The sequence below is a fragment of the Pseudomonas sp. Pse35 genome (genome assembly GCF_024519715.1).
Classification (GTDB): domain Bacteria; phylum Pseudomonadota; class Gammaproteobacteria; order Pseudomonadales; family Pseudomonadaceae; genus Aquipseudomonas; species Aquipseudomonas paracarnis.
This window is the reverse complement of record NZ_JALJRP010000009.1, coordinates 147,180-171,207: the sequence shown is the minus strand read 5'-3', so window position 1 is coordinate 171,207 and position 24,028 is coordinate 147,180. Positions and strand designations below refer to the sequence as shown.

At 60.8% G+C, this 24,028-nt stretch carries 28 protein-coding genes; 12 read left to right on the top strand and 16 right to left on the bottom strand.

What is annotated here, in order from left to right:
• Positions 1-48 precede the first annotated feature (48 nt).
• Both OC445_RS11080 and OC445_RS11075 read left to right on the top strand, forming a co-directional pair.
• On the top strand, positions 49-1,233 hold the full coding sequence (locus tag OC445_RS11080) for an osmoprotectant NAGGN system M42 family peptidase (RefSeq protein WP_034126152.1): 1,185 nt from the start codon (positions 49-51) through the stop codon (positions 1,231-1,233).
• Between the two features lie 72 nt (positions 1,234-1,305).
• Entirely contained in the window at positions 1,306-1,533 is a 228-nt protein-coding gene (locus tag OC445_RS11075) for a YheU family protein (RefSeq protein WP_003192759.1), read from the top strand.
• 10 nt (positions 1,534-1,543) lie between these two features.
• Here the strand turns inward: OC445_RS11075 and csrA are convergent, their stop codons facing one another.
• Both csrA and OC445_RS11065 read right to left on the bottom strand, forming a co-directional pair.
• Entirely contained in the window at positions 1,544-1,747 is a 204-nt protein-coding gene (csrA, locus tag OC445_RS11070) for a carbon storage regulator CsrA (RefSeq protein WP_054896319.1), read from the bottom strand.
• Positions 1,748-1,874: 127 nt separating this feature from the next.
• Positions 1,875-2,690 carry an SDR family oxidoreductase gene (locus tag OC445_RS11065; RefSeq protein ID WP_054896320.1) on the bottom strand — a complete coding sequence of 272 codons (816 nt, stop codon included), beginning with the start codon at positions 2,688-2,690 and terminating at the stop codon, positions 1,875-1,877.
• Positions 2,691-3,019: 329 nt separating this feature from the next.
• On the opposite strand from OC445_RS11065, the gene OC445_RS11060 reads away from it, so the two are divergent.
• Entirely contained in the window at positions 3,020-3,172 is a 153-nt protein-coding gene (locus tag OC445_RS11060; RefSeq protein ID WP_003192767.1) for a DUF3309 family protein, read from the top strand.
• A 103-nt stretch (positions 3,173-3,275) separates the two neighbouring features.
• Here the strand turns inward: OC445_RS11060 and OC445_RS11055 are convergent, their stop codons facing one another.
• The 5 genes from OC445_RS11055 to OC445_RS11035 form a co-directional block, all read right to left on the bottom strand.
• Positions 3,276-5,363 (bottom strand): LTA synthase family protein, encoded by a 2,088-nt coding sequence (locus tag OC445_RS11055; protein ID WP_034126149.1) that lies wholly within the window; start codon positions 5,361-5,363, stop codon positions 3,276-3,278.
• 385 nt (positions 5,364-5,748) lie between these two features.
• The gene (locus OC445_RS11050; RefSeq protein WP_003192770.1) at positions 5,749-5,940 is read right to left on the bottom strand and encodes a PLDc N-terminal domain-containing protein; all 192 of its coding nucleotides are present in this window, start codon (positions 5,938-5,940) and stop codon (positions 5,749-5,751) included.
• A 67-nt stretch (positions 5,941-6,007) separates the two neighbouring features.
• Positions 6,008-6,538, bottom strand: a complete 531-nt coding sequence (locus OC445_RS11045) for a hypothetical protein (protein WP_054896321.1) — start codon at positions 6,536-6,538, stop codon at positions 6,008-6,010.
• Between the two features lie 41 nt (positions 6,539-6,579).
• Positions 6,580-7,095 (bottom strand): ankyrin repeat domain-containing protein, encoded by a 516-nt coding sequence (locus tag OC445_RS11040; protein WP_014719271.1) that lies wholly within the window; start codon positions 7,093-7,095, stop codon positions 6,580-6,582.
• 106 nt (positions 7,096-7,201) lie between these two features.
• On the bottom strand, positions 7,202-9,028 hold the full coding sequence (locus OC445_RS11035; protein WP_198790824.1) for a long-chain-acyl-CoA synthetase: 1,827 nt from the start codon (positions 9,026-9,028) through the stop codon (positions 7,202-7,204).
• Between the two features lie 452 nt (positions 9,029-9,480).
• Here OC445_RS11035 and OC445_RS11030 point away from each other — a divergent pair, with 452 nt between their 5' ends.
• Entirely contained in the window at positions 9,481-9,759 is a 279-nt protein-coding gene (locus OC445_RS11030; RefSeq protein ID WP_003172952.1) for a DUF3509 domain-containing protein, read from the top strand.
• Positions 9,760-9,821: 62 nt separating this feature from the next.
• Here the strand turns inward: OC445_RS11030 and OC445_RS11025 are convergent, their stop codons facing one another.
• The 4 genes from OC445_RS11025 to aroC form a co-directional block, all read right to left on the bottom strand.
• A complete protein-coding gene (locus tag OC445_RS11025; protein WP_054896323.1) occupies positions 9,822-10,091 on the bottom strand; it encodes a response regulator transcription factor in 270 nt (89 codons plus the stop codon).
• Positions 10,092-10,300: 209 nt separating this feature from the next.
• On the bottom strand, positions 10,301-10,831 hold the full coding sequence (locus tag OC445_RS11020) for a 1,2-dihydroxy-3-keto-5-methylthiopentene dioxygenase (protein WP_054896324.1): 531 nt from the start codon (positions 10,829-10,831) through the stop codon (positions 10,301-10,303).
• On the bottom strand, positions 10,828-11,991 hold the full coding sequence (locus tag OC445_RS11015; protein WP_054896363.1) for an MFS transporter: 1,164 nt from the start codon (positions 11,989-11,991) through the stop codon (positions 10,828-10,830). Before OC445_RS11015 ends, OC445_RS11020 begins: the two co-directional genes overlap by 4 nt.
• A 75-nt stretch (positions 11,992-12,066) precedes the next feature.
• On the bottom strand, positions 12,067-13,158 hold the full coding sequence (gene aroC / locus OC445_RS11010) for a chorismate synthase (protein ID WP_003192786.1): 1,092 nt from the start codon (positions 13,156-13,158) through the stop codon (positions 12,067-12,069).
• Positions 13,159-13,301: 143 nt separating this feature from the next.
• Here aroC and OC445_RS11005 point away from each other — a divergent pair, with 143 nt between their 5' ends.
• Both OC445_RS11005 and OC445_RS11000 read left to right on the top strand, forming a co-directional pair.
• Positions 13,302-14,264 (top strand): alpha/beta hydrolase, encoded by a 963-nt coding sequence (locus OC445_RS11005; protein ID WP_019818577.1) that lies wholly within the window; start codon positions 13,302-13,304, stop codon positions 14,262-14,264.
• A gap of 99 nt (positions 14,265-14,363) precedes the next feature.
• The gene (locus OC445_RS11000; protein ID WP_034126144.1) at positions 14,364-15,167 is read left to right on the top strand and encodes a hypothetical protein; all 804 of its coding nucleotides are present in this window, start codon (positions 14,364-14,366) and stop codon (positions 15,165-15,167) included.
• Positions 15,168-15,295: 128 nt separating this feature from the next.
• Here the strand turns inward: OC445_RS11000 and prmB are convergent, their stop codons facing one another.
• On the bottom strand, positions 15,296-16,204 hold the full coding sequence (gene prmB / locus OC445_RS10995) for a 50S ribosomal protein L3 N(5)-glutamine methyltransferase (protein WP_034126143.1): 909 nt from the start codon (positions 16,202-16,204) through the stop codon (positions 15,296-15,298).
• Positions 16,205-16,444: 240 nt separating this feature from the next.
• Between prmB and OC445_RS10990 the strand changes: the two genes are divergently transcribed.
• The 5 genes from OC445_RS10990 to OC445_RS10970 all read left to right on the top strand — a co-directional run bounded on the left by OC445_RS10990 (position 16,445) and on the right by OC445_RS10970 (position 19,222).
• Complete coding sequence (locus OC445_RS10990) at positions 16,445-17,035, top strand: cysteine hydrolase family protein (RefSeq protein ID WP_014719280.1); 591 nt, start codon at positions 16,445-16,447, stop codon at positions 17,033-17,035.
• A gap of 136 nt (positions 17,036-17,171) precedes the next feature.
• Positions 17,172-17,492, top strand: a complete 321-nt coding sequence (locus OC445_RS10985) for a hypothetical protein (RefSeq protein WP_054896326.1) — start codon at positions 17,172-17,174, stop codon at positions 17,490-17,492.
• Between the two features lie 75 nt (positions 17,493-17,567).
• A complete protein-coding gene (locus OC445_RS10980; protein WP_003192796.1) occupies positions 17,568-18,125 on the top strand; it encodes a Smr/MutS family protein in 558 nt (185 codons plus the stop codon).
• A 78-nt stretch (positions 18,126-18,203) separates the two neighbouring features.
• A complete protein-coding gene (folE, locus tag OC445_RS10975) occupies positions 18,204-18,749 on the top strand; it encodes a GTP cyclohydrolase I FolE (RefSeq protein ID WP_014719282.1) in 546 nt (181 codons plus the stop codon).
• A 101-nt stretch (positions 18,750-18,850) separates the two neighbouring features.
• On the top strand, positions 18,851-19,222 hold the full coding sequence (locus OC445_RS10970) for a glutathione S-transferase N-terminal domain-containing protein (protein ID WP_020302241.1): 372 nt from the start codon (positions 18,851-18,853) through the stop codon (positions 19,220-19,222).
• 120 nt (positions 19,223-19,342) lie between these two features.
• Here OC445_RS10970 and OC445_RS10965 read toward each other — a convergent pair whose 3' ends face one another.
• The 3 genes from OC445_RS10965 to OC445_RS10955 are packed head-to-tail and all read right to left on the bottom strand — an operon-like array spanning position 19,343 to position 22,279.
• On the bottom strand, positions 19,343-19,663 hold the full coding sequence (locus OC445_RS10965; RefSeq protein WP_054896328.1) for a hypothetical protein: 321 nt from the start codon (positions 19,661-19,663) through the stop codon (positions 19,343-19,345).
• On the bottom strand, positions 19,660-20,985 hold the full coding sequence (locus OC445_RS10960) for an acyclic terpene utilization AtuA family protein (RefSeq protein ID WP_181125045.1): 1,326 nt from the start codon (positions 20,983-20,985) through the stop codon (positions 19,660-19,662). Before OC445_RS10960 ends, OC445_RS10965 begins: the two co-directional genes overlap by 4 nt.
• Position 20,986: 1 nt before the next feature.
• Positions 20,987-22,279, bottom strand: coding sequence for a CitMHS family transporter (locus OC445_RS10955; protein ID WP_127881058.1), 1,293 nt, complete (start codon positions 22,277-22,279; stop codon positions 20,987-20,989).
• 111 nt (positions 22,280-22,390) lie between these two features.
• On the opposite strand from OC445_RS10955, the gene OC445_RS10950 reads away from it, so the two are divergent.
• Complete coding sequence (locus OC445_RS10950) at positions 22,391-23,287, top strand: LysR family transcriptional regulator (RefSeq protein ID WP_105227523.1); 897 nt, start codon at positions 22,391-22,393, stop codon at positions 23,285-23,287.
• Positions 23,288-23,389: 102 nt separating this feature from the next.
• On the opposite strand, the gene OC445_RS10945 is transcribed toward OC445_RS10950, so the two are convergent.
• Positions 23,390-23,992, bottom strand: a complete 603-nt coding sequence (locus OC445_RS10945) for a glutathione S-transferase family protein (RefSeq protein WP_096144245.1) — start codon at positions 23,990-23,992, stop codon at positions 23,390-23,392.
• Between the last annotated feature and the right edge of the window lie 36 nt (positions 23,993-24,028).

The following is a 24,028-nucleotide window of genomic DNA, read 5'->3' as shown; positions in this document are numbered from 1 at the left end:
TCGCACGATCGCAGCGCGTCGATCGCCCTCAACTCATCAGGAGTTTCCATGACCCGAACCATTCCCGAACCCGATCTCGCGTACCTGCAAAAAGTGCTGCTGGAAATGCTCGCCATTCCCAGCCCCACCGGTTTTACCGACACCATCGTGCGTTACGTCGCCGAACGCCTGGAAGAGCTCGGCATTCCGTTTGAAATGACCCGGCGCGGCACCATTCGCGCTACCCTCAAGGGCCAGAAAAACAGCCCTGACCGCGCCGTCTCTGCCCACCTGGACACCATCGGCGCCGCCGTGCGTGCGATCAAGGACAACGGGCGCCTGACCCTGGCGCCGGTGGGCTGCTGGTCGAGCCGCTTTGCCGAAGGCAGCCGGGTCAGCCTGTTCACCGACAACGGCGTGATTCGCGGCAGCGTATTGCCGTTGATGGCCTCCGGGCACGCGTTCAACACTGCCGTGGATGAAATGCCGGTGAGCTGGGACCATGTGGAACTGCGCCTGGACGCCTACTGCGCCACGCGTGCCGACTGCGACTCCCTGGGCATCAGCGTCGGTGACTACGTGGCGTTCGACCCACTGCCCGAGTTCACCGAGAGCGGGCATATCAGCGCTCGCCACCTGGACGACAAGGCCGGCGTCGCTGCCCTGCTCGCCGCGCTCAAGGCCATCGTCGACAGTGGCGAACCCTTGCTGATCGACTGCCACCCGCTGTTCACCATTACCGAGGAAACCGGCAGTGGTGCAGCGGCCGCCCTGCCCTGGGATGTGAGTGAGTTTGTCGGCATCGATATTGCCCCGGTCGCCCCCGGCCAGCACTCCAGCGAACACGCGGTGAGCGTGGCCATGCAGGACTCCGGCGGGCCCTATGATTATCATCTGTCCCGCCACTTGCTGCGCCTGGCGTCGGAGAACGACCTGCCGGTACGCCGCGATCTGTTCCGCTATTACTTCAGCGATGCGCACTCGGCGGTCACCGCCGGCCATGATATACGCACCGCCCTGCTGGCCTTCGGTTGTGACGCCACCCACGGTTACGAGCGTACCCATATAGACAGCCTGGCCGCCCTGAGCCGCTTGCTGGGCGCTTACATCCTCAGCCCGCCGGTGTTTGCCAGCGATGCGCAACCGGCCCAGGGCTCACTGGATCGGTTCAGTCATCAGATCGAGCATGAAACGCAAATGGAGAGCGACACCCGCGTGCCATCGGTGGACAGCCTGGTCGGCCAGAAGTCCTGACGCGGTGAGTTGATACTGGCAACAAAGGTCCCGGCGCAGTAGCATCGCCGGGACCTGACACCTGAGGCTTGTATGCTGATTCCCTACGATGCACTTGAAGTCGACACCCTGACCCGCCTCATCGAAGACTTCGTCACCCGCGACGGCACCGACAATGGCGACGACACGCCCCTGGAAACCCGCGTGCTGCGCGTGCGCCAGGCGCTGACCAAAGGCCAGGCGCTGATCGTCTTCGACCCCGAGAGCGAGCAATGCCAGTTGATGCTCAAGCACGATGTGCCCAAGCACCTGTTCGACTGAAAAGCTGCGCCTAAAGGTTGGGTACCGGCACGGGATGGGTAGCCTGGCCCTCGCCTTTGAGAATCTTGCGGTACACCTCGGAGCGGTACACGTTGACGCCCATCGGCGCCTCGATGCCAAACTTCACATGAGTACCGTTCACGTCAAGGATATGCACGGTGATGTCATCGCCAATGGCGATGGCTTCGCCTATGGCACGGCTTAAGACCAGCATGGCGGTTGTCCTTTTCCAGTAACAGGACCTCGACCATGCCCCCTTGGCGCTGGGCCGGCAATGGCTTGCGGGCAAATCAGGCACTGCCTACACAGGTAGGTAACTTGCCTGACAGACCCCAGCCAAATCAGGCCTTAACAGCCTGCGCCTTGGCGCGCATCTTGTCGGCCATCAGGGTCATTTCGTCATACAGCAACTGCGGATTTTTCTGTTTCAACGCCCAAGCCATGCGGCCTTGCTCGTGGGGCAGGATCATGAATTCGCCTTCGGCCACGCGCTGGTAAATGTAGTCGGCAATATCCGCCGCCGAGATGGGCGAACTCTCAAGCAACTTGCCCACTTGAGCCTTCATGGCTGGGGTTGGCCCACGGAACGAGTCGAGCAGGTTGGTCTGGAAAAACGACGGGCACACCACATGCACGCCCACTTCCTGTTGCTTGAGCTCCACCAACAGGCTCTCGGACAACGCCACCACGCCCGCCTTGGCCACGTTGTAGTTACTCATGGCGGGGCCCTGCATCAGCGCTGCCATTGACGCGATGTTGATGATGCGGCCCTTGCTCTTTTCCAGCAGCGGCAGGAACGCCTTGCAGCCTTTGACGACGCCCATCAGGTTGATTGCGATCTGCCAGTCCCAATCCTCCAGGGACAGTTCAGCGAAGAACCCGCCCGAGGCCACGCCGGCGTTATTGACGATCACATCGATGCCCCCGAGCTTCACCTCACAGGCCTGGGCGAAGGCCGTGAGCTGGCTGTAGTCACGCACGTCACAGCGCTGGATAAAGCCATCCCCCCCTGCTTCGCGAACCTGCTTGAGGGTTTCCTGCAAACCGGGCTCGCTGACATCAGACAACGCCAACTGCCAGCCTTCACGGGCCCAGCGCAGAGCGATTTCGCGACCCAGGCCAGACCCGGCGCCAGTGATCATCATGCGGTTTTGCATAGGAGGTAGCCTTGTGGTTCACGAAAGAAGTGACCGGCAGTGTAGCGAAGGTTTTTGCTCTACCCACGCACCATCAGGGTGATGAATGCCCCGGGCAAACCGCGGGCCCGGTCGCAAGCGTGCCTATCGACTAAGTTCAATTTTTTTCAACTGATTAGTTCAAGTTGCGCACGCGTTAAAAGAAATAAGCGTCACATCAAAATGTTTTATAAAAACAATGAATTTTCTACGAAGTAGCAGAGTCGGAATGGGTAAGGCGTCCCACTGTACATGGACGAACCAACGGTTAAACAGCCGGTTTTTGCAAAGAACCTATAAGGAATAAAACCATGAGCCTCATTCTGATTATTATCCTGATCCTGCTGCTGGTCGGTGGCCTGCCCGTGTTCCCGCACTCGCGTAACTGGGGTTATGGACCGTCGGGTATCCTGGGTGTGGTGCTGGTTGTTCTGCTGGTGCTGTTGTTGCTCGGCAAGATATAAACGCCGCGCTACGCTTTTTGTAGGAGCGAGCAAGCTCTCTCCTACAAGTAAGAAAGCAAAAAAAAGAGGCCCTCTAGAGGGCCTCTTTTTTATTGCCGGTCAGTTAGTCCGGTTTGCCATCTACCACACCTGCGGTGTTATCCAGCAGGCTCTTGGTCGCGGTCTGCAGGAACGACTCGAGCTTCTGCTTGAGCACAGCTTCGTCCGGCGACTCAGGAATCACCTTGCCAGTCGGCTCGGCGCCCAGTGTGTATTCCCACAACTTGGGTGGCATTTCCTTGGGCAATACCAGTACGCGGTCGCCGGTGAGCAAGGCCACGGTCTGGTCGCTGCCCGATGGCTTGATCACGCCGAAACCCTTGTCACCTTCCGGCAGGTTCAGCAGGTCGCGGCCCCAGCACTGGTGCAAGGTATCGCCGCCCAGGCGGCCCATGATGGTCGGCACGATGTCGATCTGGGTGCCCACGGTGTGGTCACGCTCACCGAACTTCTCGCGCATGCCCGGTGCAATCATCAGCATCGGCACGTTGAAGCGACCCAGGTCCATCTCGGTGATCTGCTGCTCATTGCCAAAGCCGTGGTCACCGACGATCACGAACAGGGTTTCCTTGAAGTACGGCTCCTTGCGGGCCTTTTCAAAGAACTGGCCCAAGGCCCAGTCGGAGTAGCGCATGGCCGTCAAATGCTCGTTGAGGCTGCCACGGTCGGTGACTTTCTCTACCGGCAACGGGGTCGGCAATGCGTACGGCGTGTGGTTGGACAGGGTTTGCAGCAGTGCGTAGAACGGCTTGCCGCCTTCGCGGGCCTTCAGTTCTTCCAGGCCACGGTTGAACATGTCCTGGTCGGACACGCCCCATGTAGGGTCGGAGAACACCGGGTCGACGAAGTCATTGCGGCCGATGAAGTTGGTCATGCCCTGGTTGCTGAAGAAGCCCGACTGGTTGTCCCAGGCAAAATCGCCGTTGTAGACATACACATCGTCGAAATCACGCGCACTGAGCAACTGCGGCAGGCCCGACAGCTTGTGGCTGCCTTCCGGAGTCTGCATCAGGTATTCGAAACCCGGCAGGTTCGGGAAGCAGGCCATGGTGGCGAACATACCCTGGTGGGTGTGGGTGCCGTTGGAGAAGAAGCGGTCGAACAGCAAGCCCTCGTGGGTCAGCTTGTCGAAGTACGGGGTGATATTGCCCGGACGTCCCAAAGCGCCCACCGAGTGACCGGCGAAGCTTTCCATCAGGATCACCACGACGTTCTTGATCGGCAGGGTTTTCTCGGCTGGTGGCGTGAAGTCACGGCGCACGGCAGCGGTGTCGGTGTCTACCAGCTTCTCTTGCGGCAGCACCAGCATGTCACGCACGGTCTGGGTGGCCAGCGGTTGTTCCAGGGTCGCCTTCCAGATGTTGGCGCGGTCTTCACCAAAGCGCGCCTTGGCCGCCGCGATCAGCGACAGGGTGCCATTGAGGCCCAACTGGTTGGCGAAGTTCGAATCGGTGGTGTAGACGTCACCCCAACGCAGCGGTGGCCCCTGGCGCAGGGTGCCACGGATGGCGACCACGGCGACCAGCAGGCAAACCATGAACACTGCGATGCGGCTGTACCATGGCGCCACCTGGCGCGTGCTGATAGTGCCGCCGCTGAACGGGCCCCGTGGGCGCGTTGCGCGGTCAGCGCCCTTGAAGGCCATGCTCAGGATCAGCGTGCCCACGGCCCAGGCCAGCAGGTAACGCACCACCGGGAAACCGTACCAGAGCATGCTCATCACGGTTTTCGGGTCTTCCTTCACATACTGGAAGACCAGGCCGTTGAGGCGCTGGTGGAATTCGCGGTAGAAGTCCATCTCCATCAAGCCCAGGAACAAGGCGATGCTGGACGCGACGGTCAGCCACAAACGGAAGAACCCGCGCGCCGCCATGGCCCGCACGCTGAACAGCGCCAACAGCAGCGGAATCAGCAGGTACATCACCAGGCGAATGTCCAGGCGCAGGCCGTTGGCGAACGCTTCAAGGAACGTCGAGGCCGGCGTATCGAGGATCATCTCGCGGTTGTAGACCAGCAACGCCAGGCGCAGCAGGGAAAACATCACCATCATGACCAATGCGCAGAGCAGCGTGTACGCCAGATGGGATTTGACGGTCGGTTGCAGCAGGCGATTTGAAGCTCGCTGCTGATTCAGGGCGTCCGGGTTTGCCATGTCGTTTTAGGACCCATTGGAAGTTTAAGTTGCGAAATAATGCAGTGGCGTCCGTCCCTCGCCCAGGCTGGCTGGGGTAGGCGGTTAACGCGGTGGCACAAATGGTGCCCGATCGAGGCCGGCAAGGCTATTAATTACTGAACGTAAGGCACGGCCCTGCCTTTAAGGGCACTGGAGATAGAGCCCTGGCAGCCGGATAAAGCCGGCGAATTGTCTTGGATGGGATGTGAAAATTTCGTGCGGCGAATACTTTCGACACACAAATCTGCTGTTGTAGGAGCGAGCTTGCTCGCGAAAAACTCAAAGTCACCGCGTTCATCCAGGAAGCACGCGTTATCGTTGACGTTTTTCGCGAGCAAGCTCGCTCCTACACTGGCATTAGGGCTCAGATCCGCACGTTACCGCGCGGCCCGGCGATAGCCCAGATGATCAGGCCCAGCACTGGCAACAGCAGGATCAACAGGATCCACAGCACTTTGGCGCCGGTGCTGGCGCCGCTTTTGAACACGTTGATGATCGCCCAGATATCCAGCGCGAGGATGATCAGGCCAATCAGACTATTAAACGTGGAACCCATGGTGTCGCTCCTAAGTGAGGGCATGCACTTGTAGGATAGTCAGCCTTGGCGCGGGTTCCGTTTTATTTCAGACGTGTACGGCAATCTTTAAGGCTTCCAATGACGGTTCGGCCTTGATGCCGACTTCGGCACACAGTTCCAGTACCCGCGCCAGGTCGTTGCCGAACACCAGCACTGCCTGGATCTCGTCGTCCAGCAACTGGCTGAAGTTCATCAGCACATAACCGCCATCTTCGGGGCTCAGGGCGCTCATCTGGATCTGGATGCGGTTGAGCGCGGTCAGGTCTTCGGTCTTGGCCAGTTGCTTGGGCTTGAGGTTGAACGCCACGCCCGGACCGAACGACGCAACGATCTGGGCAAACAGGTCGCCATAGGTATCGGCCTGGAACAACACCGTGTCCGGCAGGCTACCGACCACCACCCACTCCCCCAGCGGGATCGGGAAACTGTCGTCGTAGTTGATATCCGGATTGGCCGCCAGGAACGCCGCCGGGTCCGCGTAGGCCTGGGCCGCTTCTTCGGCGATACGCGCTACTTCATCGTCCCCCATGACGCCGGCGCTGATTTTGCTGATGAGTTCGACGAGGGCGGTTTTCATGGGGCGATCCTGTAACGGGCAAGTTTTGAAGGGCGCGTAGCCTACACCAGTTTCTGCAACTGCGCCGCCGTATCCACCGCGCCCATGGTCTGCGCCGCGGCCAGTGCCGTCGCGCCTTGTGCATCGGTGGCCTTGGGGTTTGCGCCTTTACCAAGCAGATAGTCAACCATGTCAACGCGGTTGAACATCGCCGCCATCATCAAGGCCGTACGCCCGTCCGAGGAGGCCGCGTCAATCGGCGTGCCGCCCTCGATCAACGCCTGGACCACCGGCAGATTGCCTTTGAACGCCGCGCCGGCAATCGGCAACTGGTTCTTGTCGTTGGCGATCAGGGGGTCGGCCTTGAACTCCAGCAGCACTTTGACCGCCTCGGCATGGCCGTGGTACGCCGCGAGCATCAACAGGGTGTCGCCATTGTGATTACGAAAGTTGGCCGGCAGGCCTTTCGCCAACAGTGCGGCAAGCATGGCGGCGTCGCCGCGCCGAGCGACGTCGAAGACTTGCTCGGCAAACTCGGCGGCTTCGTCTTCGGTCATTTGTTTAGGCTGATCTGACATGGGGGCTCCTTGCTGAGGCGACTGACATAACTGTTTAAGGCGCCCAGTGTCGCGATGGAGTTCCCCGGTGTCATGGCTTTTTTGTCAAAAGCCGCCATAGCCAGAATCAATAACGGAATTGCCCGCCCTGGATCTGCGCCAGCAATTGCCCGGTCACCGGCACATAGGTGTCCGAACCCGGCAACCAGGCGTAGACCGGGTCATTGCCAGCCTTGTCCGGGTCGAACCCTTGCTCCTTGAGCTTCACTTTCTGGTACTTGAACGTGCCGGTGGTTTCCATCTTCACCTTGATCCGCAAAAACAACGGCACCGCATAAGGGGGCAACTGGCCGTGGGCGAATTGCAGCAGTTCGCGCATGTCCAGGCTGGCCAGGGATTCGCTGGGGGTGATGGCGACCATGCCGGCGCGGCCGTTGGTGTTGTCGATCTGGACGCCATAGGCCACCACTTCAGCGATCTGCGGGTGTTTCAGCAGGACGTTTTCCACCTCGGTGGTCGAGACGTTTTCGCCCTTCCAGCGATAGGTATCCCCCAGGCGATCGACAAATTGCGCATGCCCGAAACCGATGCTGCGCACCAGGTCGCCGGTGTTGAAATAGCGGTCGCCTTTTTCGAATACGTCGGTCAGTACCACTTTGCGGTTCTTTTCCGGGTCGGTGTAACCGTCGAAGGGCGACTTATCATCAATGCGCGCCAATAACAGGCCCTGCCCGCCGGTGGGCACCTTGACCATGAACCCGTTGCTGCCGCGCAGCGGTTCACCAGTGTCATGGGCGTAGTCCACCAGCGCCCAATGCTGCAGGCAAAAGCCGATGGTGTTGTCAAAGTTCAGCACGTTGGTAAAGCCGATATTGCCGTCGCTGGCGGCATACAGTTCGCAGATATGCTCCACACCATAGCGCTGCTTGAACTGCGCCCACACACCGGGGCGCAGGCCGTTGCCGACCATCTTGGTCACCTGGTTATCACGGTCCTGCGCACTCGCGGGCTGGTCGAGCAGATAGCGGCACAGCTCACCGACATAGCCCAGGGTGGTCGCCTTGAACTTGCGTGCATCGTCCCAGAACTGGCTGGCGCTGAATTTGCGCCGAATGGCAAAGCCGGACGCACCGATAATCGCCGCCCCCCAGCACACGCACAGGCCGGTGGCGTGGTACAGCGGCAAGGTGCAATAGAGGACGTCCTGTGGCCCCATGTCCAGGGCGATACTGCCGAAGCTCACGGCGGTTTTGGTCCAGCGCCCGTGCTTCATGATGCCGGCCTTGGGCAAGCCGGTGGTGCCGGAGGTGTAGATATAGAAGCAGGGATCGTGGAAGAACACCTGCGCGGAACTCGCCGGGTTGTCCACCGGGCTTTCGGCACTGGCGGCCATCAGGTCGATGTAGCCGTCGGGCACCCTACTGCCCGGCTGATCGGCCACGAACCAAGTGCGCTCGGCCGGGATCTGGACTTGATCGCGCACTGCTGCGTAAGGGCTCAGCAATTCGGCACCGACCACAATGGCAACCGGCTTGACCAGGGTCAGGCTGTGTACCAGCGCCCCTTGAGTTTGCGCCGTGTTGAGCATGGCGCAGATGCCGCCCAGCTTGGCCACGGCCAGCACGTTGAGCAGCAACTCGGGGCGATTCTCGATAAACAGCGCTACCACATCGCCCTTGCGGATGCCCTGGGCCTGCAAGTGATGGGCAATGCGATTGGCGCACTGATTGGCGTCGCGGTAGCTGATCACGCTGTCCCCATACAGCAGGGCAGCACCGTCAGGGTTACGCAAGGTGGCTTGTTCGAAATGCCAGCCCAGGCCGCAGGGTTGGTTGGGGTCGGTGACGTTGGCCGCACGCATGCCGCGCACCACCCGTGGGAGCGCCCGAACAATGGCAGGCACCTTACGCAGCATCATGCGCCAGGTGATCATGTCGACTTGCTGATGAGTCATGGAGGGACGTCCCTTTTCTTATTCTTGGTCTGGTCCAGGTACATCGACTGGTGTAGCGGAAAATACGTCAGCGGTTCTTTGGCTGTACACGCGGGATTTGAAAAGTTTTGTATCCCGTGGCGGCCGCCCGATGCCTATCCCCCTGACACTCCACCATTTAAATGTGGGAGCCGCCTTGCCTGCGATGACGGCCTGCCAGCCGACCGGGATTTTTCCTGGCAAAAGGCGGTCAGTATCATTACAGCCCTTCCCCTCCTGCCCGGAAAATCACCGGGCAGATAGCGCAAAATGCAGGATGCACGATGGCCCTTCATGCAAATTGCACGAAAATGAAAATCCTATAAATTTATAACTGACTGATTTATAAGGATTTTCTAGAAAATCCAATACTGGCACAATCACTGCACCTATCACTCCATGCTTGCCAACTTGAGCCAATGGAGCTGATAGACATGAGCCTGATCCAAGATAAATTCGCTTCGGTATTCTCCAACTACGACGTCACCACCCAGCCACGTCCGGACGGCGGTATCCTGTTGACCCTGCGCAACAGCGAAGGTAAACAGGTCAAGCGCTCGATCTCTTATCAGCAGTTGCACACCGCCGATCAACTGACCTGGGTCATCAGCGCCATTCGCCGTGACTTGGCTGAACAAGCCAGCGAACTGCCGCAGATTTCGATGTTGCAAAGCCAGAACCGCTTTGCGCTGCCGACTTATCATTCGGCCTAAGCTGAAAATCCGAAAAAAAAGGGCCGCGACGCTACTCAGCGTCGCGGCCCTTTTTCATGCCGTTAACATAAGCCCTGGCGTGCGGCCTCATTCTTTGCCTGTACACGGTTGGTGACATCCAACTTGCCGTAGATGTTGCGCAGATGAAATTTAACCGTGGCTTCAGAGGTGGCGCGAATCTGGCTGATTTCCCAGACGGTCTTGCCCTCGGAGGCCCATCGCAGGATTTCCAGCTCGGTGGAAGTCAGGGGCTTGCCGGACAAGCTCATGCGTTTTCTGATAGCCGTCGGCACGATAACCAACGGGCGATACGTCTCCTCGGGGCCACTCATTGTTCTCTCCTTATATCTGCTGATGCGCTGCCATCTTTCGGATTCCTCCCATTGACAGATGGCATAAACATTGACGCCGAACAGAGAGTTACATAAAGAGTGGAATCAAAGCGCACAGCACCGAACAAACAGCGTTGCCCTACAAATAATTAAGTTTCTTCCCACAGCAACTTCCAACTTGCCAGGGTTGAACATTCAGTTATCTATGCTTAGTCATCCAGCCCTGGAAAGCGGGCGGCAATCGCATCACCGGTCAAAGAGGGCACAACGCCTTGGGCCGTGTTGAACAAACGCAGTGTCACACAGTGCGGGTTTTCGCCGATGTCGAACCAGTGCGGTACACCGGCCGGGATGATCAGCAAGTCATTCTTCTCACAGCGCAAGCTGTACACATAGTCGCCTATGTGCAGCGTAAACAGCCCCTGGCCTGCGATGAAGAAACGCACTTCATCTTCACTGTAGGTACGTTCATCCAGGAACTGTGCGCGCAACTCGTCTTTCTGTGGATGGTCGTGGGTCACGCTGACCACTTCAACAGCGGCGTAGCCCAGAGCATCGATCTGCGCCTGGTACGCGGCGATCATCTGCGCCGCACTGGCGCCCTTTTCGATTGGGCTGGGCTGCCAGCGTTCGAACCGCACACCGTGCTCGGCCAGGGTCGACTGGATGTCGTCGGCATGGGTCAACACTTTGTTCGGGGTGTCCGGGGTGGCGATGGAGTAGACGGCTACATAGCTCATTGCACGGTTCCTTGGTTCGGCTCTTGCAATCGAAGGCCAATGATAATGGCGGCGGCCAGCGCCGCGAGGCTGGCGATACTGAACGTGAAGGTTGGCCCCAGCAGATTCCAGCTGTAACCGGAATACAGGGCGCCGAGCGCGCCGCCGGTGCCGGCCAGCGCGGCATATAGGGCCTGGCCCTGGCCTTGCTGGCGGTCACCGAAGCTGCGTTGCACAAAGGCAATCGCCGCCGCGTGGAAGCTGCCGAACGTGGCGGCGTGCATCAACTGCGCCACCAGCAGCAGCCAGAAAACCTCGGCAAATGAACCCAGCAGCCACCAGCGCAGCGCCGCCAGCAAGAAGCTGGCGAGCAGCACCCGGCGCACCGAAAAGCGCGCAAGAATACGGCTCATGGCCAGGAACATCAGCACTTCCGCCACCACCCCAAGCGCCCACAGCAGGCCGATCACGCCACGGCTGTAGCCCAAATGCTCCAGGTGCAGGGTGAGGAAGGTGTAATACGGGCCATGGCTCATTTGCATCAGCGCCACGCAGGCATAAAACGCCAGCACGCCTGGGCTGCCCAATTGCTTGAGAAAGCCATCGCCGGCCAGGCGGTTGCCGTGGCTGGCCGGCTGCGCGTTCGGTACCCACAGGCTGGCGCCGATGATGCCGGCCATGATTACCACGACCACCACCGGGTAAATATCCAGGCTCAGCCAATCGAACAGGCGCCCCATAACCACCACGGTGAGGATAAAACCAATGGAGCCCCACAGACGGATCTGGCTGTAGCGCGAGGTTTGCTTGTGCAGGTGGGCCAGGGTGATGACTTCAAACTGCGGCAGCACCGCGTGCCAGAAGAACGCGTGCAGGGCCATCACCAGCGCCAGCCAGGCGTAGGTTTTGCTGACAAAAATCAGGCAGAAGCTGGCCAGGGTGCACACCGCGCCGAAGCGCACAATGGCCAGGCGCCGGCCGGTGTAGTCGCCGATCCAGCCCCACAGGTTGGGGGCCACGCAGCGCATCAGCATGGGAATGGCCACCAGCTCGCCGATGCGCGCGCTGGAGAAACCGAGGTGATCGAAGTACAGCGCCAGGAACGGCGCGGTCGCCCCCAGCAGGGCGAAATAGAAGAGGTAGAAGCTGGAGAGGCGCCAGTATGGGAGCGGTGGGAGCATGTTATTGGGGCTGCTGCGCAGCCCAGCGCGAGCAAGCTCGCTGGCCACAACAAGCTCGCTCATTGCCCCAGGCGATCACAGTTGGCCCAGTATCGGGGTACTCACGCGCACATCGGCATTTTGCCCGCGGTTGCGCAGCAGATGGTCCATCAACACGATGGCCATCATGGCTTCGGCAATCGGTGTGGCACGGATGCCGACGCACGGGTCGTGGCGGCCCTTGGTGATCACGTCCACCGGGTTGCCGTGCACATCGATCGAACGGCCAGGCGTGGTAATGCTCGACGTGGCCTTGAGCGCCAGGTGCGCCACGATCGGCTGGCCGGAAGAAATACCGCCGAGGATGCCGCCCGCGTTGTTGCTGAGGAAACCTTCAGGGGTCATCTCATCGCGATGCTCGGTACCGCGCTGGGATACGCAGGCGAAGCCGGCGCCGATTTCCACGCCTTTCACCGCGTTGATGCTCATCAACGCATGGGCCAGTTCGGCGTCGAGGCGATCAAAGATCGGCTCACCCAGGCCCGGTTTCACGCCTTCGGCCACCACGGTGATCTTCGCGCCGACCGAGTCCTGGTCGCGGCGCAACTGGTCCATGTAGGCCTCCAGTTCCGGCACCTTGTCCGGGTCGGGGCAGAAGAAGGCGTTGTCTTCGACGCTGTCCCAAGTCTTGAACGGGATTTCAATCGGGCCCAACTGGCTCATGTAGCCACGGATGACGATGCCCTGGGTGGCCAGGTATTTCTTGGCGATGGCGCCAGCGGCCACGCGCATGGCGGTTTCACGCGCCGAGCTGCGGCCACCGCCACGGTAGTCGCGTTCGCCGTATTTGTGGTGGTAGGTGTAGTCGGCATGGGCCGGGCGGAACAGGTCCTTGATCGCCGAGTAGTCCTTGGACTTCTGGTCGGTGTTACGAATCAACAGGCCAATGGCGCAGCCCGTGGTGCGACCTTCGAACACTCCGGAGAGGATTTCGACTTCGTCCGGTTCCTGGCGCTGGGTGGTGTGGCGGCTGGTGCCGGGCTTGCGGCGGTCGAGGTCGCGCTGCAGGTCGTCCAGGCTCAGCTCCAGGCCTGGCGGGCAGCCGTCGACAATGGCGACCAACGCCGGGCCATGGCTTTCGCCCGCGGTGGTGACAGTGAACAGCTTGCCGAAGGTATTGCCGGACATGCAGGGCGCTCCGTGAAATCAGTTGAATCAAGTCAACCGTAATAACTTAAGACAGCCAGTATACGCAGGCTAACCGACTAGTTCATCCTCGAAACCTTACCGGTAGACGTTGGTCCAACCGGCACCTCTCCAATGATGGCGCTATGATGCTGCGAGTTCTGCTGTTCACCCTCACCCTGTTCACCGCCGTGGCCCAGGCCGCCTCCCCTGTTGTCTTGCAACGCCCGATCAGCCTGGACACCGGCAGCGGCCAACTCTTTGGCTCCCTGCTGTTGCCGCAATCGGATAAACCGGTGCCGGTGGTGCTGATCATCGCCGGCTCCGGCCCCACCGACCGTAACGGCAACAGCGCCGACGGCGCGCGCAATGACAGCCTCAAGCGCCTGGCCTGGGTACTGGCCCGGCATAACATCGCCAGCGTGCGCTACGACAAGCGCGGCGTGGCCGCGAGCCTGGCGGCCACGCCGGATGAACGCAACCTGACTTTGGAGGCGTATGTGGCCGACGCCGTGGCCTGGGGCAAATTACTCAAGGCCGACAAGCGCATGGGCCCGCTGATTGTGCTGGGCCACAGCGAGGGCGCGCTGGTCGCCGCCCTCGCCGCGCCGCAACTTGAACCGGCCGGGGTCATTTCCTTGTCTGGCAGCGCCCGCCCGGTGGACCAGGTGATCCGTCAGCAACTGGCCGATCACTTGCCCCCTGCCCTGCTGCTGCGCAGCAATGAAATACTCGATCACCTCAAGGCCGGCCAGGTGGACGCCGACGTGCCGCGCCCATTGGAGGGTATTTTCCGACCCAGCGTGCAGCCGTATCTGATCAGCCTGTTCCGCGCCGATCCGTCGGCCGCCTTTGCGCGCCTGGACATGCCGGCGCTGATCATTCAGGGCACCAACGATATCCAGGTTGGCGTAGGCGACGCCCGGCAACTGAAGCAGGCCAAGCCCGACGCGCAGTTGACGGTGATCGAAGGCATGAACCACGTGATGCGCATCGTGCCCAATAACGTGAAGCAGCAACTGGCCTCCTACAATGACCCGAAACTGCCGCTGGCTGCGGAGCTGGGCCAACGTATCGTCAGCTTTATCGAAGGACTTCAACCCCGTTAAGCGGCAATTGGCCTCCAGTCCTGGGAAAAACGGCCGATAAGTCCAGAGTCGACAGTAAAAAGATTGTCGGCTCGCAGGGCTTGGACAGGATCGCGCCGCATGACAACCACCGAAACAACACCCGAATCTACCGCCGAAACTACGGCCGCAACCGAAGCTGGCGCCGCAGCGGCCCTGCCGTGGGCCGACGTTCACGCCGAACATTTCAAGATGCTGCGCCTGGCCCCGCTGGCCACCGACCGCGCGACCGGCGCACGGCCGTTGCGCTTTGTGCAGTTCGGCTATGCCGAGCGCCATGATAAACACCACAGCCTGTTGCGCATGGTCATCCAGTTACCGGGCCAGCGAGTACGGCGCGAGCAGAACCACCTGGATATCTGGGTCGATCACGATAAACACCGCGTGCATTTCGGGCCCGGCAACAGCCTGGAAATCGAGCCGGCCAACCGCGGTATCGGGCGCTTCCTGGTGGCCCAAGGCGCCGCCTGGGCGAAGAAGAAGTGGTCACACTACCGCGTCGACGGCGTGGACCTGGCCAACAAGGACGCCCTCAACGAAGCCACGCGCCTGCGCCGCGATCACTTCCTGCGTATCCAGGGTTTCGATGTGGCCTACGCCGATGTGCAGCACCTCAAGGGCAATGTGCAACCCGGCAAGGTCAGCGACGTGCTGGACAGTTGGAACACCGAGAAAGTGCAGTTCGTGGAGATCCTGGAAGCCGCGCAGATGCTGCAACAGGCAGAGCAGAACCTGGCGGAGCAGGAAGTGAAGCTGCGCAAGGAAGAGGAAAAAGTCACCAAGTTCAAGCGTGAAGACAGCGGGCTGCGCTTTACCATCACCTGTCTGGTGGCGTTTACGGTGTTTCAGGCGGGGTTGTTGATCTGGATTGCCACACACCGCTGATAGATTGAAATGCAATCAAAATGTGGGAGCTGGCTTGCCTGCGATAGCGATGTATCAGTAGCACAAGTGCAAGCTGACCCACCGCTATCGCAGGCAAGCCAGCTCCCACATTGACCGAGTTTCTGCAGTTATATCCGGGCAGCGAAAACGGCCTGGTGTTGGCGGCACTGCTCAGCCGTCAACATAAACACCCCATGCCCACCGCGCTTGAAGTCCAGCCAGGCGAAATCCACTTCCGGGTACAGCGCCTCGACATGCACCTGGCTGTTGCCCACTTCGACAATCAGCAGGCCCTTCTCGGTGAGGTGGTCCGCAGCTTCAGCCAGCATCCGGCGTACCAGGTTCAGGCCGTCGTCGCCGCAGGCCAGGCCCAGTTCCGGTTCGTGCTGGTATTCATCGGGCATGTCGGCGAAATCTTCGGCATCCACGTAGGGCGGGTTCGACACGATGAGGTCGAAACGCTGGCCGGGTAGCCCGTCAAAACCATCGCCCTGCACGGTGTAGACCCGCTCGTCGACGCCATGGCGCTCAATGTTCTGGTTCGCCACTTCCAGGGCTTCGAAGGACAAGTCTCCCAGCACCACTTCGGCCTCGGGGAATTCATAGGCACAGGCGATGCCGATGCAACCGGAGCCGGTGCACAGGTCGAGGATGCGTGCCGGCGGCTGGGCCAGCCAGGGTTCGAAGCGGTCTTCAATCAGCTCGCCTATGGGTGAACGCGGGATCAATACGCGCTCATCGACGATAAACGACATGCCGCAAAACCAGGCCTCCTTCAACAGGTAGGCCGTTGGCACTCGCTCATGGATACGGCGATGCAGCAAGCGCTGCACGTGGGAGATTTCCTCTTCTTCCAGGTTGCAATCCAAATAGCTGTCGGCGATTTCCCACGGCAGGTGCAAGGCGCCCAGTACCAATTGCCGGGCTTCGTCCCAGGCATTGTCGGTGCCATGGCCAAAAAACAGGTCTTCCCCATGGAAACGGCTGACAGCCCAACGGATGTGGTCGCGCAAGGTGCGCAGGCGAGAAGTGATCACGGGGGCAAGCTCCTGGAAAAAACGACTGGCGATTCTAACAGCCTTCACCTGTACCGACGATGTACGAAAAACCTGGCGCCGTACGTCGGATTTCATCGAATCTGCCCGCATTGTGTTAAACAGGCCTGCCTCTTGACATGGCTGCACGCCAGCAACGGCGTACCTTACGATAGTAGCGATTCACAGAAGCGCTCAGCCAGTGGACAATGTCGCAAAAGCCCCACTCACAGGAGCCCCAGAATGTCCGTTCCAAAGACGATGTTTCAACTCAGCGGTCGCGGTTACGCAGCAGCCAACCTCAATCATGCGACCCTGGTGATCATCGACGCCCAGAAAGAATACCTCAGCGGCCCGCTCGCCCTCTCGGGCATGGACGCGGCGGTAGAAAACATCAAGCAGCTTGTGACCGCAGCGCGCAGTGCCGGGCGCCCGATTGTGCATGTGCGCCACCTGGGCACCGTGGGCGGCCTGTTTGACCCCCAGGGCGAGCGCGGCGAATTCATTCCGGGCCTAGAGCCTGAGGGTGACGAAACCATCATCGGCAAACTGCTGCCCAGCGCCTTCCATGGCACCGGCCTGGAAAAACACCTGCAAGACCTCGGCTCCCTGGACCTGATCGTCTGCGGTTTCATGAGCCACTCCAGCGTCAGCACCACCGTGCGCGCGGCCAAGAACCTGGGCTTTCGCTGCACGCTGGTGGAAGACGCCTGTGCCACCCGCGACCTGCCCTACAAGGGCGGTATCCTGAGCGCCGAGCATGTGCAGCAAACCGAAATGGCCATCATGGCAGACAACTTCGCCACCCTGGCGCTGGCCAAAGACTTGATCTGATGCTGCTGGCGGTGAGCGGCGTGTTTATTGCTCCGCTCATCCGCAAAGCCCTCTCATTTGGCGCATTTACCTCTCCCCCCGGAACAACCTGTGTATCTTCCGGTCGAAGGGCCGATACCCTGGAGGAAAGGTCGGAATGAAGATATCCGATGGTTTTGATGCTCGTCGCTTGCGCCCCAAGGGCCCGAGCAATTGGCGTCTGCGCCTGGTAGCGTGCATTGCCGCGTTGCTGGCGCTAGTAGGCTTGTTGTTGGCGGGCGCTGGTGGCGCCGGTCTGTTTGGGCATTCGCCCGCCCTGGGCGAACTGAATGCCAGCCCGGGCGGCTCGGCACTCCTGCTGGGGATCGGCTTGCTGGTGCTGTGGTTGGGCGTGTGGTTGTGGCGTCGCAGCCGCCGGAAAATGCGCCAGCCGCTGTCGTTGAATATCGCCTCTCACCTGATGAAAAAGCACGACTGATGGCGCTTGGATAGCGTTTCCTGCGCCCTGGCCGCCGCGATTTAGGTAAACTGCCCGCCCTTCGCGGAGGCTGACATGCAAGACGACGATTTTTCCCTGTTCAAAAACGAGCTGCGCGGCGTCAAGCCGATCAAGCACGACCGCGCCGACACCGGCAAACCCAAGACTGACCGCGCGCAGATCGCCAAGCTGCGCCAGGCCGCGACCGTGCGCACCGATGCCACTACCGTGGACGGCCTGTCGGACCAGTTCGTGATCGACGTCGGCCCCGAAGATGAACTGATGTGGGCCCGCGACGGCGTGCAGGAAAGCCAGATGCGCAAGCTCAAGGCCGGCCAGATCCCGTTCGAAGGCAGCCTCGACCTGCACGGCATGACCGTGGAAAAAGCCCGGGAAACCCTCTGGGCCTTCCTGGCCGAAGCGACCAAATTCGAAATCCGCTGCGTGCGCGTCACCCATGGCAAGGCTGTGCGGTTGGACGGCAAGCGCCCGATGATCAAGAGTCACGTCAATACCTGGCTGCGCCAGCATGCCCAGGTGCTCGGCTTTACCTCCTGCCAGGCTCGTCACGGCGGTGCCGGCGCGGTGTATGTGATGCTCAAGCGCACCATGATGGAAGGGCGCGACGAGTAACAAGTGCCATCGTCAGGCTTGCAGCGATGTGTCCGCCACCGTAACCTTGCGCTTTGCGAAAATCCCACAGGTAGTTTCATGTCCCTGGAACAGAATTACACCGCGATCCTCGGCCAACTCGGCGAGGACGTGTCCCGCGAGGGCCTGCTCGACACGCCAAAGCGTGCCGCCAAGGCAATGCAGTACCTCTGCCGCGGTTATGAACAGACACTCGAGGAAGTCACCAACGGTGCCTTGTTCAGCTCTGACAACAGCGAAATGGTGCTGGTCAAGGACATCGAGCTGTACTCGTTGTGCGAGCACCACCTGCTGCCGTTTATCGGCAAGGCCCACGTGGCGTATATCCCGAGCGGCAAAGTGCTGGGCCTGTCGAAGGTCGCACGCATTGTCGACATGTATGCGCGCCGCCTGCAGATCCAGGAAAACCTCAGCCGCCAGATCGCCGACGCCGTGTTAGAAGTGACCGGCGCCCTGGGCGTGGCCGTGGTGATCGAGGCCAAGCACATGTGCATGATGATGCGCGGTGTCGAGAAACAGAATTCGTCGATGATCACCTCGGTGATGCTGGGTGAGTTCCGCGAGAACGCGGCCACCCGCAGCGAATTTCTCAGCCTGATCAAGTAACCGGCTGGGCAGGAAGGAACCGGCGTTCATCGCCGGTTTTTTTTCGCCTGCAGAAATCAGGTAAGCTGCGCCCCCTCAGTCATGGGCAAGAGGTTTCAGCCATGTTCGTCAAAGCACTTCGAGTGGGCCTCGGCCACGTCATCATCGCGGGCGACTTTCTTACCCGCCCACGCAAAAAGCAACGCCCTGCCGAACAACAGGCCAAGGTCAATGCTGCGGCCAAGGACCTGACCCTGTATCAGTTCCACGCCTGCCCGTTCTGCGTGAAGACCCGTCGCACCCTGCACCGCCTGAATGTGCCGGTGGCGCTCAAGGACGCGAAGAACAACGAGCAGGACCGCCAGACCCTGCTGGAGCAAGGCGGCAAGATCAAAGTGCCTTGCCTGCGCATCGAAGAGAACGGCCAGACCACCTGGATGTATGACTCCAAGGTGATCATTGACTACCTGGACAAGCGCTTCGCTGCGATCTGAAGTACGCGGCGATCAATGTAGGAGCGAGCTTGCTCGCGAAAAACGTCAACGATAACGGGGGCTGCCTGAATAAACGCGGTGCCTGTGAGTTCTTCGCGAGCAAGCTCGCTCCTACAGAAATCAGGTGGGTATTGTCAGGTCGAGATCCAGCAATGCCGAACCCAGGCACTTGCCGTGGGCGTCCAGGGCCAGCGAGCGGGTTACGCCGCCGCGCAGGATTCCCGGCAGGACGAAGTTCAGCGCCTGCACGTTCGGCAACTCATGGCGCTGAACCGGTGCCGCATCGGAATCGCGTAAATCAGCAAAGAACTCGGCCACGCGCTCAGCCGTCAGCTGTTCACACAGCAACGGATAATCCTCGGCGCGATAGGCAATGATCGAGATGTTCGACGTGTCGCCCTTATCCCCGGTGCGGGAATGGGCCAGCCTGTGCAGTTTCATTCTTCAATCCTCGGTTTGACCGCTTCACGGGGCAACAGCAACGACCCCACCGCCACCACCTGACGCACGCTCTTGCTCGCCCCACCGCCGCCGGCCGGGCCGTTGGTGTAGAGGGTCTCCACTTCATTGCCGACCCGCACGGCGTCGCTGCGCTCGTCACACCGGGCGGCAACTCGCAGGCGCACTTCCCAAGGCTCGACGCTGCTGCGAGGGCCGTGCAATGAATCCATGCCGATCAACTCGGCACGCAGGTCCTGCATGTTGACCCCGATCAACGCGAGACGCTTGAGCACCACTTCCCGCGCCAACTCGGCCCGTGCGACAGCGCCGGGACCACCGTAGGACATCTGCCCTTCACCAATCCAACCGTCCAGATAACCGACGCTGACCTTCAGTTGATCAGGCCGGGCACGCCCACTGGCTCCCTGGGCACGCACCCGGTCCACGCCCTCCTCGACAAACCCCACCAGGGAAAAGTCGGCCGTCACATCCGGGGTCAAATAAGCTGCCGGGTCGTGAACTTCATAAATCAGTTGTTCGACGCAGGTCGCGCGGCTGACCCGCCCACCCGAGCCTGCCACCTTGGTGATCACTGCGTTGCCGTCGGCGTCGATCTCGGCCAGGGGAAAGCCCAGGCGCGCCAGATCCTCCACATCCTTGAAGCCTGGATCGGCGAAATAACCGCCACTGACCTGCCCCGCGCACTCAAGCAAATGCCCCACCAGCGTGCCCCGGCCCAGTCGCGGCCAATCATCGAAGGCCCAGCCGAACTCGAACATCTGCGGCGCCAGGAACAGCGAAGGGTCGGCCACGCGCCCGGTGATCACCACATCGGCGTCGGCGCGCAACGCTTGAACAATGCCCTCCACGCCCAGGTAGGCATTGGCAGAAATCAGCCGCTCACCCAATGCGCCTACGGTCTGGCCGTTATCCAGCAACTGCTCGGCAGACAAGGTATGCAGCACGTCATCCCCGACCACCGCCACAACCTTGAGGCCCAGGCCCAGCTCGCCAGCAATGCGCCGTACTTCACTGACCGCCGCCAGCGGGTTGGCCGCGCCCATGTTGGTGATCACGCGCAGGCGTCGACGCCCCGTCCCCTGCCCCACAAAGGGCAAGACACGGCGCATGCGCTCAGCCAGCAGCGGGTCATAACCGCCTTGCGGGTCGCTGATACGCGCCTGTTGCGCCAGGGCGATGGTGCGTTCGGCCAGGCATTCGAAGACCAGGTAATCCAGGTCGCCGTGTTTGGCCAGTTCCACGGCGGGTTCTATACGGTCGCCGGAGTAGCCGGCGCCGGAGCCGATGCGCAAGGTGTTCATGTCAAATCACTCCCAGGAGCAACGCCGTCAGGGTCATCAACACCGAGGCGGCAAACAGGAAAGGAATGGTGAAGCGCTGGTGATCGGCCAGTTCGATCTTGCACAGGCCCACCAGCAGGAAGGTCGCAGGGGTCAGCGGGCTGACCGGGAAGCCGGTGGTGTGCACGCCCAGCAGCGAAGCCTGGGCCACCTGAAGCGGGTCGACGCCCAGGGCTTTGCCGACTTCGGCGATCACCGGCATCACGCCGAAATAGTAGGAATCGGGGTCAAACAACATGCTCAGGGGCATGGACAAAAAGCCCACGACGGCCGGGATCAACTTGCCGTGGCCCGCCGGAATCTGCGCCACCGCCACTTCGGCGATGGCCTTGAGCATGCCGGTGCCTTGCATGATGCCGGTAAATACCCCGGCCGCGAGCAGGATACTGGCCATGGTCAGGGCGGTTTTCGCATGAGCGTCAATGCGCGCACGCTGGACGTCCACGTTGGGATAGTTGATGCACAACGCAACCACGGTGCCGAGCATGAACATCACCACCGGGTCGACCCAGCCGGCGATCATCACCACCATCACCAGCACGGTCAGCACCAGGTTGACCCAGAACAACCGTGGACGGCGCAGCTTGATGTCGTCATCGCTGAGCACTCGTTGCGGCACCGCCTCCACGCTGGAACCGGCGCCCAGGCCCAGGCGTTTTTCTTCGCGATGGCCCAGCCACCAGGCGCAGGCGAAGACAAAGATCAACCCGACGATCTGCACCGGGATCAGTGGCTGGAACAGGTCGGCCACTGGCACATGCAGCGCCGCCGACGAACGCAGCACCGGGCCGGTCCAGGGCAGGAAGTTGACGCCGGCGGCCATCGCACACACGCAGGCGAGGATGCGTTTATCAATGCCCAGCCGCGTATACAGCGGCAGCATCGCCGGCACCGTCACCAGAAAGGTCACCGCGCCAGAGCCGTCCAGGTGCACCAGCAACGCCAGGGTCGCGGTCCCCACCACAATCCGTGTAGGACGCGTGCCGACCGTGCGCAGGATGCGATCAATGATGGGATCGAGCATGCCCGCGTCGGTCATGATCCCGAAAAACAGGATCGCGAACACAAACATGCCGACCACAGGGGCGACGTTCTTGATACCGGTAATGATGAAGGCACTGGTTTGCAGGCCGAAGCCGCCGATCAGCGCAGCGATGATCGGCAAGGCGATCAAAGCCACCAGTGGCGAGAGGCGCTTGCTCATGACGGCAGCGAGCAGGCACAGGATGGTGATGACACCCAGGGTTGCGAGCATGGGTTACTCCAGGGCGGCCTGGTTGGCCGGTTATTGTTTTCCCTGAAGTATTGGAAGCGGGCTAGTCTTTGTAAATTGGAATATTCGGCCTAGCACGTTCGGAAAAACAAAATGAAAAACTCGATCCAGCACATCCAGGCGTTCCTCGCGGTGGCCCGCACTGGCAGTTTCACCAAAGCGGCCAACGAGTTACACCTTTCGCCGTCGGCCCTCACCGTGCAGGTGCAACAACTGGAAGATTGGCTCGGCGTCGCGCTGCTCGACCGCAGCCCGCGCCACGTGAGCATTACCGCTGCGGGCCAGGAGGCGCGCGGGCCCATGGAAAAACTGCTGCTGGACCTGGACAACATCGTCACTGGCTCCCGCGACCTCGCCGCCTTGCGCCGCGGCGTGGTGACCATTGCCGCCTTGCCCTCAGTCTGCGCAGGCGCTCTGCCCCCGGCCTTGCGCCTGTTTCGCGAACGCTTCGCCGGCATCGAAGTGCGCCTGCATGACCTGGTGGCCCAGCGCATTCACGCAAAGGTCCGCAACGGCGAAGTGGATTTCGGCATCGGCGTGCGCGCCCGCCTGAGCCACGGCCTGGACTTCGTGCCCGTGCTTAATGATCGTTTGTGCGCATTTGTGCCGTCAGGCCATGCGCTCGCCCGCCATCGCCAACTGACGCTGGAACAATTGGCGGACCAGCCGATCATCCTGACCGGGCGCGACAGCAGTGTGCGCGAGCAAGTGGACACGCTGTTCGATGAGACACGGTTGACGCTGAACGCCGGCATGGAGGCCAACTACATGTCGACCGTATTGGCCTTGGTGCGCCAGGGCCTGGGCATCAGTGTGTTGCCGGAGTCAGCGGCCGATAGCCTGGAAGGTTTGAAGCGGATCAGCATCGATCATCCCGGGGTGAATCGGGAGATCGGGTTGATCAGCCGTAGCGGGATGGGCTTGAGCCCGGCGGCGCAGCGCTGCTTTGAACTGCTCAACAAAGCACTGCCTGACACGCCGCCGCGCTGAATGTGGGAGCAGGCTTGCCTGCGATGCAGACACCTCGGTTTAGCCGGGGCACCAGGGTGACGCTATCGCAGGCAAGCCAGCTCCCACATTGGACCGAGGGAATCAGTCGAGCATCGCCACGTACTTGGGATGACTGGCCACGCGCTGCAACCACGCCTGCACCGCCGTATACGGCGCAAGGTCAAAGCCGCCTTCATGGGCCACATGGGTGTAGGCATACAACGCAATATCGGCAATGGAAAACTGCTCGCCCACTAAATAAGGCGTGGCTTGAAGCTGACGCTCCATCACCCTCAAGGCCTTGTAACCGCCTTTGTGGGTGGTCTTGTATTCTTCCAGCCGATCCTCGGGCATGTTCAGGTAAAACTGAATGAACCGCGCCACCGCAATGTAGGGCTCGTGGCTGTATTGCTCGAAGAATTGCCACTGCAGGACTTGCGTGCGCAGGCGCGGTTCGGTCGGCAGGAATTCGCTGCCATCGGCGAGGAAGTTGAGGATCGCGTTGGACTCCCACAGGCAGGTGCCATCTTCGAGCTCCAATACCGGGACCTTGCCATTGGGGTTCTTGGCCAGGAACGCCGGGGTCTGGGTATCACCCTTGAGGATATCGATATCAATCCATTCATACGGGATGCCCAACAGATTGAGCATCAATTTGACCTTGTAGCAATTGCCCGACTTGTAATCGCCATAAACCTTGTACATGGGGCTCCCCTTTTTCGCCGCGCTGACCGAATGCTT